This is a genomic window from Streptomyces sp. NBC_00258, assembly GCF_036182465.1.
Classification (GTDB): domain Bacteria; phylum Actinomycetota; class Actinomycetes; order Streptomycetales; family Streptomycetaceae; genus Streptomyces.
The window spans coordinates 12,099,945-12,112,123 of sequence record NZ_CP108081.1 but is presented as its reverse complement, the minus strand read 5'-3'; the positions used below and the strand labels follow the sequence as shown (position 1 = coordinate 12,112,123).

Below are 12,179 nucleotides of genomic sequence, written 5' to 3'. Positions count from 1 at the left end.
ACTCACGAGCCGGCATCCCTTCCCGACAGGCCTGGGCGCAGACGTCACACCAGCCCACCACCGGTCCGTCGTGGCCCCAGCCGCCTGCACGGCGGCGTCGCAGACATCTGGAGCTTCACCATGTCCCACCCCCATAACCGCACCACCGCGCCGGCCACCCCCATGAACCGCAGTGACTCCCGGAGCCGACACATCGGCATCAGGCTCAGCAGATGGCTGGTGTCCGGGACCCCGTACATCGGAGCCTTCACCGCGCTCTCCGCATTGCTGGTCGTCCTGGCTCTGGCAATCAGCGGTCCTCGCATCGCCGAATCGGCCTCCCAGGCCCTGTACACCGGCGACTGGAGCCAACCCCTGACCTGGGCCGCGTTGCTGCTCAAGGTCGGCCTCAGCGGGCTGGCCTTCCTCCCTGCGCTCGTCGCCGCTTACGTCGCCTACGGCATGGCCGACCGGCCCGCAGTTGTCCCCGGGTTCCTCGGCGGCATGGCTGCAGTGGGGATCGAGGGCGGCGCCCTCGCCGGGCTGGTCGCCGGGCTGGTCGCCGGTGCGGCCACTCTGGCCCTGCAGCGTATGTCCGTCCCACCGGCGCTGCGTGGCATCACCTCCACCGTGCTGTTCCCGCTGCTGGCCACCGTGACGACCTCGCTGGTGATCTTCGCGTTGATCGGAGCACAGCTCACGTCCATGACCGAATGGCTGCACGGGCAGCTGGCCGGACTGCAATTCGAGAGCGCCCCCTTGCTCGGGCTCATCCTCGGCCTCATGGTTTGCTCCGACCTCGGCGGGGTGATCAGCAAGGCTGCCGTCGCCTTCGCCATGGTCGGTGTAAACGGTCCCGACCCGTCGAAGTTCAACACGCTCAACATGACCATCATGGCCACGGTCGTGGCGGCCGGCATGGTTCCCCCGTTGGGCCTAGCGCTGGCTGCCCTCGTACGCCGCAAGCTATTCACCGAGGCCGAGCGGGACTACGCAAAGACGTCCTGGTTGTTCGGCGCGGCCTTCATCCCCGAGGGTTCCGTCCCGTTCGCGCTTGCGGATCCCCTGCGGGTGATTCCGGCCTCGATGGCGGGCGGTGCCGTCACCGGTGCCCTGGCCATGACCTTCGGTACCACTCTCAGCCTGCCGTACGGCGGCGTCTTCGCCGCCGGACAGTTCGGTAGGCCGCTACTACTCGCCGCGGTCATAGCCGCCGGTGTGCTGACCACCGCCAGCCTCACGATCGCCCTCAAAAGCTTGCATCGCACTTCACCGGCCAAGACCATCACACCTGCCGTCCCCCGCCGCGACCGCGGGAAGACCTCGGTGGCGGGCTGAGCCCAGCTCATCCGGCGTCAAGCCTGGGAGGCCCCTTGCTAGCGCCGCCACGACGGCGAGGAGCAGAGGACGTCTGAAAAGCCCGTCAGCGGGCTGTCTTGCGAGGCGGTGCACGTCCTTTCACAGGCGGCGGCACCGTCCCAGCCAGGCGAATGTCCGCTCCATCGCCCAAGCACACTGCGCTTATGGAAAATCAAAGCAGTGAGCGGAGGCCGATAATCGGCCGTGAGGGCCTGCAGCGGTTGGCCGCTGTGGCCAACGGTTGCGGGGCCGGCTGAGCGACGAGGGGAACAGGTCGTCATGCGCAACGACAGTGACGCCGGCCCCAGAAGACGATTCCGGTGGTGCCGGACGGGCAGGTGTGGGCGGCGCTGCCGGAGGTCAACCGGCAGGCGGTGGCGGGACAGTTGGGCCCGCAACCAGGCCCAACTCGCAGCCGAGCCCCGCAGGTTCTTCCACCGCCGCCAGCGCCAGCCCCACATCGTCCGCGGCTACTTCGGCGGCCCCCACGTCCGCTACACCCCTCGAAGAGAACCATTTGAGTTTCTGATCAATAGCAGGCTTTGCAGGAATGTCCGGGCAGCTGTCCTCGGGAAAAGCAGATCTTGCACGAGGCAGGCGGCTTGTCCGCTCTGGGCGGTGTCAACGTTGATCGCCCGTCAGGTCAAGGGAAAGGATCGGCCGTCACGACGCCGAGGCACCACGGCGGGCGCCGTCCCGCCGGCGACTGCTGGTGTCGGCTCGGCCTCCTGGCCGGGCCGGGCACTTACTGCGGCTCGGGAATCAGCAACTCGCCGGTCTCACAGCCGAGGACCACGCAGATCACGTCGAGGTCATCGAGTTTGAGGGAGACCGGCTGTCCGGACCACAGCCCGGACATCTTCCCCGCCGAGCTCACCAGGCCGTGCTTGGCCAGGCTCCGTTGCAGTTCAGGCGCCTTCCAGACGCCCCGGTTCGCCACGGTCAGTCGCAGGTTCCACCTCATCGGACCAGACCTTCCAGCTGCCGAGCGGCTCGTTCGTGCCCGGCCACCCAGGCATCCTCGACCCGCGTGCGGTGCACGTGGATGTATCGCATCGTCGTGGCAGTCCACGAATGGCCCAAGACTTCCTGAATCGAGATGAGATCCAGGCCGTTCAAGTACAGCTCGGACGCGCAGAAGTGCTGAAGGACGTGCGGAGTCAACTTGTCCACCCAGACCCGCAGTCCGACCTCGGCCATCAGCTTGGCGGCCACGTAATTGCGGGCCGTGGGACCGAACTTGCGGCAGGTCGCCAAGTCGCCGCCCCCGCTGGTGAACAAGGCGGCGACTTCGTCAGTGTTCGGCGGAATCCGAAGCCGAGCGTCTTCGCTCCCACACGGCCGGTTTATCTCATCGATCGGGTACTTGATGGTGCTCAGCCTGGAGAGCAGGGCGAGATCGTGCGGAGGGTACTTGGCGAAGCCGAGACCGGGGTCGAGAACGAGCTGCTCGCGTGCGACGCCGACAGCAAGGGCGGCTTCGACCCGGGTCAGCAGCTCGCGCCGGACGTCCGCGACGACGTCGTCGTAGTGTGCCGCGGCGTACATCTGCCGGCTGTGATCGCGCCAGTGCGTCAGTACCCAGGGGACGCCCGCATCGGCGACCACAGTGGCCATGGCGGGGTCGGCCAGTCCGCCGCTGACGAGAACGGCGCCGACGGCGATGGCAGCCTCTGCGCCTCGGACACGCGTGGTGCCGATGCTCACGGCGACGCCTGCCCTGGCCAACTCGGTCACGACCGGCAGCACGCGGCGGAGCTCCTCCTCAGTCGGCACACGGTCGGCTCCGGGCGAGTCGATTCACCGCCGATGTCGACCTGGTCGGCTCCTGCCGCAGTCATCCGCAGGCCGTGCACCACTGCCCGCGCCGTGTCCTGGAAACGTCCGCCGTTGGAGAACGAGTCCGGGGTGACGTTGAAGATGCCCATGACCCGGCACTGTTGCGGCCGGGTCGATACCGGAACGGTCCTGGTTGAGTCAGTGGTCAGCAGCATCGCAGTGCGGCTTCTGGGCTTGGCGGATACGCAGGTGTCCAGTGGGCGGCTTCCCGGCGACCAGCGAGGCTCGGATCTCACCGCCGGTCGCGGCCCGGCCTGTGTCGGGGGGCGCGAGACGAGCGGGTCTGGACTGCCCGGTCGCCGTTTGGCAGCCGCTTCCTCCCGGCCGGGTAACCGAGTTCCTCGCAGCCATCGCTCCTTCTGGGCGGAGCGGTTGCCTAGGCTCGGCACCCTGATCATCGGCGCACTACTTTCCGTCCCGTGCCGGCGACCCCTGCCACGGAGCCGAGAAGGAGTGCCTGCCGCCAGCCCTGCAGTGAACTGACCACGGCGATCGCCTCTGCCTCCCGCAGGTCGCGGACGTGGAGCCGACGCTCTTGCAGGCGTCCGAGGTCGAGCAGACGGGCGCGTTCGACTCCCGGTAGGCAGCCCGATGAAGTCGGCGGCGTCCACCAGCGGCCGCCGAGCCGGACCGCGAGCGTGGCGACGGTCGTCTCGGTGATGTCGCCGTCCTCGTTGACCAGCACGACATCGTCGGCGTCCGGATGCCGCAGGGTACGCGTGAGGTAGGGGTCACGACGGGTCGTCTTGTGCTGCAGCCACGCACTGCGTCTGTCGACGGGCTCGTCGTCCACGGCGAGGAGTACAGGGCGGGCGATGACCGGTTCAAGGTCTTGCACATCGACGGTGACATCGCCGGTCCGTCCCAGAAGTACCCGCACACAAGTGGGTTCGGTTCGCCCTTCGAGGGCACGTTGGATGCGGTTCTGGACGGTGTCCTGGTCGAAGCTGAAACCGAACCAGGCAGCCGAGTCGGCCATCCGCGCGAGGTGGCGCGCGTGGTTGCGCAAACCCGTCAAGGGATGAAAGGCCATGGATTCCAGCAGTTGGTGGTCGCCGGAGTCGTGTGCCAGCACTGCCGCCTTGGCGTGCACCTCGGCGCGCTCGGGCCCCGGTTCCGAGCCCCAGGTGATCCCGCCGCCGACGCCGTAGACGGCCCGGCCCGACATCCGGTCCACAAACGCGGTCCGGATGGCCACGCTGAACCGGGCGCGCACCGGCGCGGTCGGTGGAGCGACCAGTCCGATGGCCCCGCAGTAGACGCCGCGGGGGCCCGGTTCCAGTTCGCTGATCAGTTGCATGGTGCGCCGTTTGGGGGCGCCGGTGACCGACCCGCACGGGAACAGGGCCCGGAAGATGTCCAGCAGGCCTGTGCCGGGCGGTAGCCGAGCGCTGACCTGTGAGGTCAGCTGCCAGACGGTCGGATACCGCTCGAGTGTGAACAGCTCGTCCACCCGCACGCTGCCGTGCTCGGCGATCCGGCCGAGGTCGTTGCGTAGAAGGTCGACGATCATGAGGTTCTCGGCCTGTTCCTTGCTGTTGGTCCGGAGCGCACGGGATTGGCGGGCGTCCTCGGCGATGGTGCGGCCCCGGGGGGCGGTGCCCTTCATCGGCCGTGTGCGGACCTCACTGTCGGCCCATTCGAAGAACAGTTCGGGGCTGGCGCTTGCGATGACGTGCTCACCGAGATCGAGGTAGGCGTTGTACGCCCCCCGCTGTGCCAGAGCGAGGCGCGTGTAGAGCGCCTCGGGAGTCTCTGTAAGCGTGGCGCGCATCCGGTCCGTGAGGTTGCACTGGTAGGTCTCACCGGCAGCGATGTGCTCACGGACGCACGCCACAGCGCTGGCATGCTCGGCGTCACTCCAGGTCGGCCGCCAAGAGGTGACCCGGGAAGCGGACGACTCCTCGGGGCGCACGGGTTCGACGCGGGCGGGCTCGTCACACAGTCCGAACCAGATCAGCGGAGGCTGACCCGGCTGCCAGCCACCGGGCAGCTTGGGATCCAGGGCTGCGGCTGCCTCGTAGGCCACGTAGCCGAAGGCCCAGCTGCCCTCGGCGGTGGCCTCGTCGACCTGCCGGAGGATGGCGGGCACGTCCTCCGGGCGCTCCCCTGCCAGCACCCGGAACGGCGGTGGGCAGCGCAGGGCCGTGCCCGTGCGGAGGTCGTCGAATCGTGCCCAAGGCCGGCTCATGGCCGGCCGGCCATGCCCTGCTGGCGTCGCGCGGCGGTGAGCGTGTTGGCCAGCAGCATGACGATGGTCATCGGGCCCACACCGCCCGGGACGGGGGTGATCCGAGCGGCGACCTCGGCGACAGCGGCCGTGTCGACATCGCCGCACAGACCGGTGTCGCGGCGGTGAATGCCGACGTCGACCACGGTCGCGCCGGGCTTGACCGCGGCCGGGCCGATGAGCTCGGGAATGCCGGCGGCCACGACGAGGATGTCGGCTCGGCGGCAGACAGCCGACAGGTCCCGGGTACGGGAGTGGCACGTCGTCACCGTGGCGTCGCGCTCCAGCAGAAGCTGGGCCATTGGCTTGCCGACCAGGGCCGAGCGGCCGACGACGACGACTTCGGCGCCCCGCAGCGGAACGTCGTACTGATCGAGCAGCACGATGATGCCCGACGGGGTGCAGGGGCGCAGCCCTGGTCGCCCCTGGGCGAGCAGCCCTGCGTTGGCGGTGGTCAGCCCATCGACGTCCTTGGCCGCCGGAATCAGGGCAAGCAGTGCCTCCGCGTCCAGGTGGCCCGGGGTGGGCAGTTGCAGCAGTATCCCGGAAACAGCGGGGTCAGAGGCGAGTTCGTCGATCAGTGCCGCAGCGGTGGCCTGGTCGACGTCGGCGGGCAGATGCCGGTGGTGGTCGCGGATGCCGACCTCGGCGCAAGCTCGTCGTTTGTTGCGGACGTAGACGTGCGAGGCAGGGTCGTCCCCGATGAGTACTGTCGCCAGGCCGGGAACGGTCCCGCCGGCAGCGACCAGTTCGGCGACGCTTTTCGCGATGTCCTCGCGGACTCGCCGCGCAGTCGTCGTCCCATCGATCAGCTCAGCGGACATGGAGGCTGCCTTTCAGAAGACGGTGGTGGTGTTGCTGTTGCGGAGCGCGCGCTTTTCCAGGTGCGGGCGCACCGCCAGGCCGCGCAGCGCGCGCTTGCGCCAGGCCTCGGTGGGCTCGAGGTCGTTGAAGGTGAAGACGTGGAAGCCGGCGATGGTGTTCTCGGGCTTGCCCAGGTGGGGCGCCAGGCCGTTGATGATGCCGTCCGGCCGGTAGCCGCCGGGCAGGAAGAAGCGCCAGAACAGGTTCTGCTGCTTTTTCAGGAACTTCACCGACTGGCCGATACCCAGCCCGCTGGAGATGCGTAGCAACTTCTGGCGGTGGACCGCGCCGGGCACGCCGATATACACCGGCAGGTCGATGCCGCGGTTTCTCAGTTCTCGGGCCCAGCCGAGGATGGCCTTGGGGTCGAAGACGATCTGGGTAGTGATGTGGGTAGCCAGGGGTGCTTTGTCCTTCAGCGCCTGGAACAGCGCTTCGTCGTCCGCTTCCGGGTGGCCCTCCGGGTGACCGCCGATACCGATGTCGGCGAAGCCGTGGCCGATCTCGTGCAGAGCTCGCAGTAGTTCCATCGCGTCGGCGAAGGCCGTCGGAGTGCCGGTGCGATCACCGCCGACGACGAAGACTCCGGTGATACCCGCTGCGCTGCACCGGGTCACGATCTCCGCCAAGTGGGCGCGGTCGCGGATCTGGTGGGCCGACAGGTGCGGCGAGACCGAGTAGCCGTGACCGGCCAGCGCGACAGCGAGTTCGACGGTCGCGTCCTGTCCCTTGGCGCGGGATACGGTCACGGTCAGCGGCACGCTCATGGGCACGTGGGTGAGTACCGCTTCCTCCGTCTTCTTGAACGGGATCACCTCATAACCGAGGTGTCCCAGGGTGCGCCGCAGATCCGCGCGCACGCCCGCGTCCCGGGTGAAGGGCAGACGGTTCACGATGGCTGGTTCTCCTGGTGTCAGCGGGCAGGTCAGGGTCCTCGTTGCATGGGGTGAGCGGTTCGTGGCCTATGACTTCAGAACACAACCGTGGTGATGCCCTGGCGACGGGATGCAGCGGCCCGAACAACAGGGTGAGCTCGGATCCCCGAGCTCCGCCATGACGTCGTGGAACGGAGTCTGGCGCGCTGCAGGTCGACTGGTCTGTATCGAGATTCCTTCTATGGCCCGTGCTTCAGGCCCATGCCAAGTGGGGGCTCAGTTTGCTCCTTGACCTCGTCCTCGGTGACGCCGGGTGCGAGTTCGACCAGCTTGAGCCCCCCGCCTTCTGACGGTGGCGTGATGTCGATGACGGCGAGGTCGGTGATGATGCGTTGCACGACTCTCTTGCCGGTGTAGGGCAGGGAGCACTCTTTGACGATCTTGTAGCTGCCGTCTCGGGCGACGTGCTCCATCAACACGATCACCCGCTTGGCGCCATGGACCAAGTCCATCGCGCCGCCCATGCCCTTGACCATCTTCCCGGGGATCATCCAGTTGGCGATGTCCCCGGCCGCCGAGACCTGCATCGCTCCCAGGATCGCTGCGTCGATCTTGCCGCCGCGGATCATCCCGAAGCTCGTGGCCGAGTCGAAGAACGACGCGCCACGCCGCACGGTGACGGTCTCCTTGCCGGCGTTGATCAGGTCGGGATCCTCCTCCCCGTCGTTCGGGTACGGGCCGACACCGAGAATGCCGTTCTCAGACTGCAGGACGAGCTCGACATCGTCGGCGACATGGTTCGGCACTAGAGTCGGCAGACCGATGCCGAGGTTCACGTACGACCCGTGTGTCAGTTCCGAGGCAGCCCTGGCCGCCATCTGTTCCCGCGTCCAGGCCATCAGGCTTCGCTCCTTCCCCTCACCGTGCGCTTCTCGATCCGCTTTTCGGCGGCTTGGTCCGGCGTCAGAGCGACCACGCGCTGCACGAACACGCCGGGCGTGTGTACTTCGTTGGGATCGATGTCGCCGGGTTCGACGAGGTGCTCGACCTCGGCGATCGTGATCTGCCCGCACATCGCTGCCAGCGGGTTGAAGTTGCGCGCGGAGTCGCGATAGACGAGGTTGCCGTGCCGATCGCCCTTCCACGCACGCACCAGCCCGAAGTCGCACACGATTGCCCGCTCCAGGACGAAGTCCCGGGCGCCGCCAGGTGTGTCGAGCGTCCGGATCTCCTTCGGGGGCGACTCCAGCTCCACGTTGCCGTACGCGTCGTACTTCCACGGCAGGCCGCCCTCGGCGACCTGCGTGCCCACACCGGTCGCCGTGTAGAACGCAGGGATGCCCGATCCTCCGGCGCGCAGCCGTTCCGCCAGGGTGCCCTGGGGGGTCAGCTCAACCTCCAGTTCGCCGGAGAGGTACTGCCGTGCGAACTCCTTGTTCTCGCCGACGTACGACGCGACCATCCGGCGAATCCGTCCCCGGGACAACAATCGCCCCAGACCCCATTCGTCGACACCGGCGTTGTTCGAGACGGCCTCGAGCCGGTCGACACCAGTGTCGAGGACAGCCTCGATCAGGGCCGCCGGGATGCCGCACAGACCGAAGCCGCCGACCGCCAGGGAAGAACCCGAGGCAATGTCCGCGACGGCCTCGGCAGCGGATCCGACGGCCTTGTCCAGTCCCCTGCGCGCACGATCAGTCACGGCGCCTCGCCCTCCGCGGTGGCCGGCTCGGAGACGATTCGCCCACGCACCTCGCCGAAGCCGATCATGGTCCCGTCCGGTCCCGGAGCCGTCGCCGAGATCACCACCTCGTCGCCGTCTTCGAGGAACGTCCTGGTGGTGCCGTCCGGCAGTATGAGCGGCTCGGTCCCGCCCCAGCTGAGCTCGATGAACGAACCCCGCTGATCCCGCCCGGGCCCGCTCACCGTGCCAGAGGCGAACAGGTCGCCGGTGCGCAGTGAGGAGCCGTTGACCGTCATGTGTGCCAGCATCTGTGCGCCGGTCCAGTACATCGACGCGAACGGCGGGTGTGAGACCACGTGGCCGTTCAGAGCCACCTTGAAGTCGATGTCGATTCCCCATGAAGGCGTGGCCGCGTCATCGAGATAGGCCGCCGGCCGGGGATCGCGTACCGGTGGCCGGACCCTGGCAGCCTGAAGAGCCTCGAGCGGAACGATCCACGGTGAGAGCGACGTGGCGAACGACTTGCCGAGGAAGGGACCCAGGGGCACATACTCCCACGCCTGGATGTCGCGAGCGGACCAGTCGTTGACCAGGCAGACGCCGAACACGTGCTGCTCGAACGCGTCCAGCGGCACGGCCCGCCCTCGCGGGGACGGGGCACCCACCACGAAGCCCAGCTCGACCTCGATGTCCAGGCGAGTGGACGGACCGACGACGATCTCGCCGTCTGGACGACGGCTCTGCCCTCGTGGACGCCAGACCGGCTCGCCGGACACCACCACAGTGCCGGAACGGCCGTGGTACCCGATGGGCAGGTGCTTCCAGTTCGGTGTCAGCGGCTCCTGGTCAGGCCGGAACATCCGCCCGAGGTTGGTCGCGTGATGTTCCGACGCGTAGAAGTCGACGTAGTCGCCGACCGTGAACGGAAGGCACATGGTCACATCTTCGAGCGGGACCAGCAACGGCTCGAGTGCGGTGCGATAATTCGTGTCACTGAGCCAGGTTCGTACCTCGCCACGCACCGCTGCCCAGGTGTCCGGGCCGGCAGCCAGCAGCTCATCCAGGCTGCCTCGGGCGAAGAGGCCCGCATCGATACGTCGCGAACGCGCGCACGCGGCAGCCAGATCCAGGACGCACTCGCCGATGCGCACACCGACCCGCCGACCGGAGCCGGCGTCGAAAACGCCATAGGGCAGTGTCTGGAGCCCGAAAGGGTGGTCTTCGGACAGACCGAGCCACGTCGACGGCATGTCGGTCGCACTCGTGGTCATGCGGCTTTCTCCTGGAGAAGTCGGAGGTCGTTGAGGTCGGCGAGAGGTTCCTCGATGCTGCAGGTCCCAAAGGAGCGGAAGTAACGACGTGCGTCCGCGGTGACCTCTGGAGAAAGGCGCCGGACCGCGTCGCCGACGGCGCGCACGTCCTGATGCGCCAGCACGTCGCGCACTTGTGGTGCGGTCGCTCGTGCGGCGGCAGCCGCTGTCGCGAGCAGCACGTTGAGGAAGCCGTGGTGCTCGAACCCGGTCACGGGATCGCGGTGCCGAACCCCGTGGTGCAGGCCGGCTGTCGCCTTGAACGGCAGCCCGTGCCGTACCGCCAGGTGCACCAGGTCCGCCAGAACGTCCTCGTCGGGAAAGTCGGTTGTGGCCAAACCGCCTGTACGGACCTTGAGCCGGAGCCCAGCCGTGGCCAACGCCGCGCAGGCGGTGTCGTCGACATCGTGCGGTGACAGCTCGACATACCCGCTCATGCTCTCGGGCAGCATGTCACTCACCGTCGTCGCGGCCCGAAGTGAGGTGGCGGCCAACGGCAGTTCGACAGCGACGACACGGACACGTCGTTCCTCAGTTGCCGCGGCGATTGCCCGGCCCAGGTCTTCCACACCGCCGGGCACCGTGAGGGCGACGTCCAGAACCGTCTTGTCGGGCAACGCGTCGCGGAGCTCCTCCCACCGCGTCGCCGCACACACGAACGGCCCGATGTGACGAGCGTCGACCGACGCCTTCCACGCGAGGTGCCGGCGCACGGCTTCGGGCAGTGGTGCCTCCCCCGGCGGGAAGATCGCCGCGTCGTCGAACAGCGCATCGAAGAGCGCTCCGACGGCCGGCTTTTCCCTGGTTGGCGCGCTCACGACCGTGCCCCCCGGCCGGACCACGACCATGCGTACACGCCGTCGTCAGTGATTCGACCGGCCTCGCCGAGTTCGAGTGGACGGAAGGTGTCGACCATAACGGCAAGCTCGTCGAAGAACTCAATTCCCAGACTCATCTCTACGGCGCCCGGCTGCGGGCCGTGCGAGTGGCCTCCCGGATGCAGCGAGACCGACCCGACGTCGATACCGCTGCCCTTGCGCGCCTCGTAGTCGCCCCCCACATAGAACATCACCTCGTCGGAGTCGACGTTGGAGTGGTAGTACGGCACCGGCACCGCCTCCGGGTGGTAGTCGACCTTGCGCGGGACGAAGTTGCAGATGACGAAGTTGTGCCCCTCGAAGACCTGGTGCACCGGAGGCGGCTGGTGGATCCGTCCCGTGATCGGCTCGAAGTCGCTGATGTTGAAGGCGTAGGGGTAGAGGCAGCCGTCCCAGCCGACCACGTCGAAGGGGTGCCGCGGCACCACGTGCACCGTTCCGGCAAGCCCGCCCGGGCCGGTGCCGCGATGCTTGACGTACACCTCAACGTCCTGCTCGTCGACCACCTGCGGGTGCGCCGGCAGACGGAGATCGCGCTCGCAGTACGGCGCGTGCTCGAGGAACTGCCCATGCCGAGAGAGGTACCGCTTCGGAGGCACAATGTGGCTGTTCGCCTCAATGACGTACAGCCGGAGCGGGACGCCACCACTCGGCACCCAGCGGTGCGTCGTGGCTCGCGGCAGGATGACGTAGTCACCCGGGCCGACGGCCAGGTCTCCGAACACGGTCTCCACCGACCCCGTCCCGGCCTCGACGTACACACACTCGTCGCCCGTTGCGTTGCGGTACAGCGGCGAGGTCTCGCCAGCCGCCGCGTAGCTGATCCGCACGTCTGCGTTCCCGAGTACCAGACGCCGCCCGGTGACGGCATCCACGGCCTTCCACCCCTGGCCGGGGAACAGGTCGTGCAGACGGAGGTGACGCGGAGTCAGCGGGCTGTTCGCCACCGTCGTCAGATCGGGCAGTTCCCACTCGCGCGCCCCGATGATGGCCGACGGAACACCAACGTGGTAGAGCAGCGAGGAGTCCGAGGAAAAGCCCTCTTCTCCCATCAACTCTTCGTAGTAGAGGTTGCCGTCCGGATCCCGGTGCTGGGTATGGCGCTTGGACGGAACGCTGCCGACGCTCTGGTAGTGAGCCATGGGAAGTCTCCTTCGGAAG

Annotated in this window: 10 protein-coding genes and 2 pseudogenes; 1 reads left to right on the top strand and 11 read right to left on the bottom strand. The window is 68.0% G+C overall.

The window, feature by feature from the left end; translation table 11 throughout:
• Positions 1–120 precede the first annotated feature (120 nt).
• Positions 121–1,317 (top strand): PTS fructose transporter subunit IIC, encoded by a 1,197-nt coding sequence (locus OG718_RS53745; protein ID WP_328842706.1) that lies wholly within the window; start codon positions 121–123, stop codon positions 1,315–1,317.
• Between the two features lie 659 nt (positions 1,318–1,976).
• On the opposite strand, the pseudogene OG718_RS53735 reads toward OG718_RS53745, so the two are convergent.
• From OG718_RS53735 to OG718_RS53685, 11 genes and pseudogenes are all read right to left on the bottom strand, one after another.
• A pseudogene (locus OG718_RS53735) lies at positions 1,977–2,302 on the bottom strand (helix-turn-helix domain-containing protein).
• The gene (locus tag OG718_RS53730; protein ID WP_328847999.1) at positions 2,299–2,538 is read right to left on the bottom strand and encodes a tyrosine-type recombinase/integrase; all 240 of its coding nucleotides are present in this window, start codon (positions 2,536–2,538) and stop codon (positions 2,299–2,301) included. The pseudogene OG718_RS53735 and the gene OG718_RS53730 overlap by 4 nt, the downstream one beginning before the upstream one ends.
• Positions 2,539–2,763: 225 nt before the next feature.
• Positions 2,764–3,266: pseudogene (gene folP, locus OG718_RS53725) on the bottom strand (dihydropteroate synthase); the annotation flags it as partial.
• A gap of 305 nt (positions 3,267–3,571) precedes the next feature.
• Positions 3,572–5,368, bottom strand: a complete 1,797-nt coding sequence (gene pabB, locus OG718_RS53720) for an aminodeoxychorismate synthase component I (protein ID WP_328842708.1) — start codon at positions 5,366–5,368, stop codon at positions 3,572–3,574.
• Entirely contained in the window at positions 5,365–6,231 is an 867-nt protein-coding gene (gene folD / locus OG718_RS53715; RefSeq protein WP_328842709.1) for a bifunctional methylenetetrahydrofolate dehydrogenase/methenyltetrahydrofolate cyclohydrolase FolD, read from the bottom strand. The genes pabB and folD overlap by 4 nt, the downstream gene beginning before the upstream one ends.
• Positions 6,232–6,243: 12 nt before the next feature.
• A complete protein-coding gene (locus tag OG718_RS53710) occupies positions 6,244–7,164 on the bottom strand; it encodes a methylenetetrahydrofolate reductase (RefSeq protein ID WP_328842710.1) in 921 nt (306 codons plus the stop codon).
• Between the two features lie 221 nt (positions 7,165–7,385).
• A complete protein-coding gene (locus tag OG718_RS53705; protein WP_328842711.1) occupies positions 7,386–8,045 on the bottom strand; it encodes a CoA transferase subunit B in 660 nt (219 codons plus the stop codon).
• Positions 8,045–8,824, bottom strand: a complete 780-nt coding sequence (locus OG718_RS53700; protein WP_328847655.1) for a CoA transferase subunit A — start codon at positions 8,822–8,824, stop codon at positions 8,045–8,047. Before OG718_RS53700 ends, OG718_RS53705 begins: the two co-directional genes overlap by 1 nt.
• Before the next feature lie 20 nt (positions 8,825–8,844).
• Entirely contained in the window at positions 8,845–10,101 is a 1,257-nt protein-coding gene (gene fahA / locus OG718_RS53695; protein ID WP_443054851.1) for a fumarylacetoacetase, read from the bottom strand.
• Entirely contained in the window at positions 10,098–10,958 is an 861-nt protein-coding gene (locus tag OG718_RS53690; RefSeq protein ID WP_328842712.1) for a hypothetical protein, read from the bottom strand. Before OG718_RS53690 ends, fahA begins: the two co-directional genes overlap by 4 nt.
• The gene (locus OG718_RS53685; RefSeq protein ID WP_328842713.1) at positions 10,955–12,160 is read right to left on the bottom strand and encodes a homogentisate 1,2-dioxygenase; all 1,206 of its coding nucleotides are present in this window, start codon (positions 12,158–12,160) and stop codon (positions 10,955–10,957) included. Before OG718_RS53685 ends, OG718_RS53690 begins: the two co-directional genes overlap by 4 nt.
• Positions 12,161–12,179 lie beyond the last annotated feature (19 nt).

What these genes read in the sequence shown, in the direction of transcription:
- OG718_RS53745 (WP_328842706.1), top strand. Translation starts at nt 121, where the DNA reads ATGTCCCACCCCCATAACCGCACCACCGCGCCGGCCACCCCCATGAAC.
- OG718_RS53730 (WP_328847999.1), bottom strand. Translation starts at nt 2,538, where the DNA reads ATGGCCGAGGTCGGACTGCGGGTCTGGGTGGACAAGTTGACTCCGCAC.
- pabB (WP_328842708.1), bottom strand. Translation starts at nt 5,368, where the DNA reads ATGAGCCGGCCTTGGGCACGATTCGACGACCTCCGCACGGGCACGGCC.
- folD (WP_328842709.1), bottom strand. Translation starts at nt 6,231, where the DNA reads ATGTCCGCTGAGCTGATCGATGGGACGACGACTGCGCGGCGAGTCCGC.
- OG718_RS53705 (WP_328842711.1), bottom strand. Translation starts at nt 8,045, where the DNA reads ATGGCCTGGACGCGGGAACAGATGGCGGCCAGGGCTGCCTCGGAACTG.
- fahA (WP_443054851.1), bottom strand. Translation starts at nt 10,101, where the DNA reads ATGACCACGAGTGCGACCGACATGCCGTCGACGTGGCTCGGTCTGTCC.
- OG718_RS53685 (WP_328842713.1), bottom strand. Translation starts at nt 12,160, where the DNA reads ATGGCTCACTACCAGAGCGTCGGCAGCGTTCCGTCCAAGCGCCATACC.